Source organism: Dietzia sp. CQ4, from assembly GCF_014145125.1.
Classification (GTDB): Bacteria; Actinomycetota; Actinomycetes; order Mycobacteriales; family Mycobacteriaceae; genus Dietzia; species Dietzia natronolimnaea.
Window position 1 is genome coordinate 1 of sequence record NZ_JAALDZ010000259.1, and the last position, 3,046, is coordinate 3,046.

Here is a 3,046-nt window from a genome sequence, read left to right on the forward strand (position 1 = left end):
CTCCGCCGCGCGATCTCGGACGGCACCTTCCCCCCGGGCGCGCAGCTCGGCGAGGCCGCGCTGGCGCGTTCGCTCGGGGTGAGCCGCGGGCCGCTGCGGGAGGCCATGCAGCGGCTGACCCAGGAGGGGTTGCTCGTGTCGCACCGCAACCGGGGGCTCTTCGTCCCGGACCTCTCCGCCGAGGCGGTCGAGGACATGTACCTGTTGCGCACGACCGTCGAGACCGCCGCGCTGGACCGCGTGCTCGCGCTGGGGTGGGGAGTCGACACCGCCGACGCGCTCGACGCCGCCGTCGCCGCGATGGCGTCCCTCGCCGACGAGCCACGGTCGGAGGCCATGGTCGAGGCGGACCTGGACTTCCATCACGTCCTGGTCGAGGCGGCCCGGAGCCCCCGCCTGTCGCGGGTGCACGAGACCGTGCTGGTCGAGACGAGCATGTGTCTGCACGCCATGCGCGGCACCTACGCGGACGCCGAGTCCAGGCTCGCCGAACACCGCGCGATCGCCGACGCAGTGCGGGCCGGGGACCCGGATCGGGCCAGGGAGTTGCTGGTCGACCACATGAGGGACGGGCTCGCGCGGGTCCGCGAGGGCGGCGCGACCCGGTGAGTGGCGCGATCAGCGGGAGACCGCGAGCCCGCTGCGCATCGCCCACGCCACCGCCTGCGGTCTGGTGGTCACCCCGATCTTGCGGTAGGCCTCCCGGATGTAGGTCTTGACCGTGTTGATCGACAGGTAGCAGGCCGCGGCGATCTCCTCGTTGGACCGGCCCTGGGCGATCAGCGCGAGCATCTCCGACTCCCGGGGGGTCAGGCCCACGTCGCCGGTCGGCCACAGTCCGGGGGACGTGTCCTCGCCGTCGCGGCCGAGCAGGCGCACCCGCTCACCCGCCGCGACCCGTTCCACGGCCCCGAGCAGCTCCTCGCCGGACAGTGATTTGGAGAGATACCCCGTCGCCCCCGAGGCGAAGGCCTCGTCGACCGCGCGCGGATCCGTGACGAACGAGTAGACGGCCACGGCCCCGATCGCCGGGTCGAGGGCCATGGCCGAGCACCGGGCCTGCCAGTCGACCGGGGAGGCGAAGGTATCGAACAGCACCACGTCCACGGGCACACCTGCGCGGGAGCCGGGCCCGTTCACCACGACCTCCACGCGGCCGGGGTACGCGGCCAGCAGTGCGTGCACACCGGCGATGACCAGTGTGTAGTCGTTCTCCACCGAGACCCTGACCGACATCTGGAAACTTTAACAGTTGTGACCCGTCCCACCCCTGGGGGTGTGCCGAACTCCCTCGAGCGTGAATGAAGCTGGTTCCGACGGGGGGAGTGCCATGACGACCGCGACGAGAAGGATCGACGAACGATGGGCCTGGGCCGAGTACGGGATGTGCCAGGACGTACCGGACCTGTTCTACAACTCCGAGAACGAGTCGAGGAGCCTGCGCCGGCGTAAGGAGACGGCGGCCAAGAAGCTCTGCGCGCAGTGCCCGGTCATCCAACAGTGCCGCGCGCACGCCGTGGCCCACCGCGAGCTGTACGGCGTCTGGGGCGGGATGTCCGAGGCCGAGCGGCACCGGCTCGCCGGGCGGGTCCGCACCGGCTGACCGCCCACCGGCTGACCGCCCACCGGCTTCCGCCTTCCGCCGAACCGACCACCGGCGGAGGGCGTCAGGCGATCAGCGCACCGGGATCGCGACGAGCTTGGTCTCCACGAACTCCTCGATCCCGGTGAGTCCGCCCTCGCGGCCGAGCCCGGACTGCTTGATGCCACCGAACGGCGCGGCCGGGTTGGAGACGATCCCGGTGTTGACGCCCACCATTCCCGCCTGAAGGCGCTCGGACATGGTCATCGCGCGGTCCAGGTTCTCGGTCATCACGTAAGAGACCAGGCCGAACTCGGTGTCGTTGGCCAGGGCCACCGCCTCGTCGTCGGAGTCGAACGGGATCAGGGCGGCCACGGGACCGAAGATCTCGGTGGACATCAGGTCGGAGTCGGCCGCCACCCCGGTCAGGACGGTGGGCGGGTAGAAGTACCCGGGTCCTTCGGTCCGCGATCCGCCGCACAGCACCTCGGCCCCGCGCCCCACGGCGTCGTCGACCAGGTCGACCACCTTCGCCACGGCCTTCTCCTCGACCAACGGGCCCACGTCGGTGCCGTCCCGCGTGCCGTCGCCGACTGTCAGGGCGGACATCTTCTCGGTGAGGCGCCGACCGAACTCGTCCAGAACCGAACGGTGGACGAGGATCCGGTTGGCCGACGTGCAGGCCTCGCCCATGTTGCGCATCTTGGCGGCCATCGCGGCGGCCACGGCGGTGTCCATGTCCGCGTCCTCGCACACCACGAACGGGGCGTTCCCGCCGAGCTCCATGGAGGTGCGCAGCACCCCGCGCGCGCACTGCTCCAGCAGCATCCGGCCGACCGGCGTGGACCCGGTGAACGACAGCTTGCGGGCGATCCCGGAGTCGATCCACGGCTCCACCACACCGCCCGGCTCGGTGGTGCACACGACGTTGAGGACGCCGTCGGGGAGCCCCGCCTCGCGCAGGAGGTCCACCACGTACAGCGAGGTCAGGGGCGTGAGGTTGGCCGGTTTGAACACCATGGTGCAGCCGGCGGCGACGGCCGGGCCGATCTTGCGGGTGGCCATGGCCAGGGGGAAGTTCCACGGGGTGATGAGGATGCAGGGCCCGACCGGTTCGTGGGTCACCATGAGACGTGTCCTCCCGTCGGGCGAACGGCGGGCGTCCCCGCGGATGCGGCAGGCCTCCTCGGAGAACCAGCGGAAGAACTCGGCCCCGTAGGTGACCTCGCCCTTGGCCTCCGCCAGCGGTTTGCCCATCTCGGTGGTCATGAGCAGCGCCAGCTCGTCGGCGCGGTCGAGGATCAGCTCGTACGCGCGGCGCAGGATCTCGGCCCGGTCGCGGGCGGGCACGGCCGCCCACTCCGGCTGCGTCCGCCCGGCGGCCTCGATCGCGGCGGCCGCGTCCTCGGCCCCGCCGTCGGCGACGGTCGCGATGGACTCACCGGTCGCGGGGTTGACCACCTC

General features: G+C 71.6%; 4 protein-coding genes. 2 read left to right on the plus strand and 2 right to left on the minus strand.

The genetic code is table 11. The annotated features are described in order from the left end of the window. Positions 1-609, plus strand: a 609-nt coding sequence (locus tag G6031_RS14125) for a GntR family transcriptional regulator (RefSeq protein WP_182653595.1), incomplete at its 5' end; no start/stop codon positions are given. A gap of 9 nt (positions 610-618) precedes the next feature. Here the strand turns inward: G6031_RS14125 and G6031_RS14130 are convergent. Next, positions 619-1,236: a response regulator transcription factor gene (locus G6031_RS14130; protein ID WP_182645411.1), complete on the minus strand. Its 618-nt coding sequence runs from the start codon at positions 1,234-1,236 to the stop codon at positions 619-621. Between the two features lie 94 nt (positions 1,237-1,330). On the opposite strand from G6031_RS14130, the gene G6031_RS14135 reads away from it, so the two are divergent. Further along, on the plus strand, positions 1,331-1,603 hold the full coding sequence (locus G6031_RS14135) for a WhiB family transcriptional regulator (protein WP_179524515.1): 273 nt from the start codon (positions 1,331-1,333) through the stop codon (positions 1,601-1,603). Positions 1,604-1,675: 72 nt separating this feature from the next. Here the strand turns inward: G6031_RS14135 and G6031_RS14140 are convergent. Further along, the coding region (locus G6031_RS14140) for an NAD-dependent succinate-semialdehyde dehydrogenase (protein WP_182653596.1) at positions 1,676-3,046 on the minus strand (1,371 nt) is incomplete at its 5' end.

Excerpts from the sequence above, each read along its gene's own strand:
- G6031_RS14130 (WP_182645411.1), bottom strand. The coding sequence starts at position 1,236 with ATGTCGGTCAGGGTCTCGGTGGAGAACGACTACACACTGGTCATCGCC.
- G6031_RS14135 (WP_179524515.1), top strand. The coding sequence starts at position 1,331 with ATGACGACCGCGACGAGAAGGATCGACGAACGATGGGCCTGGGCCGAG.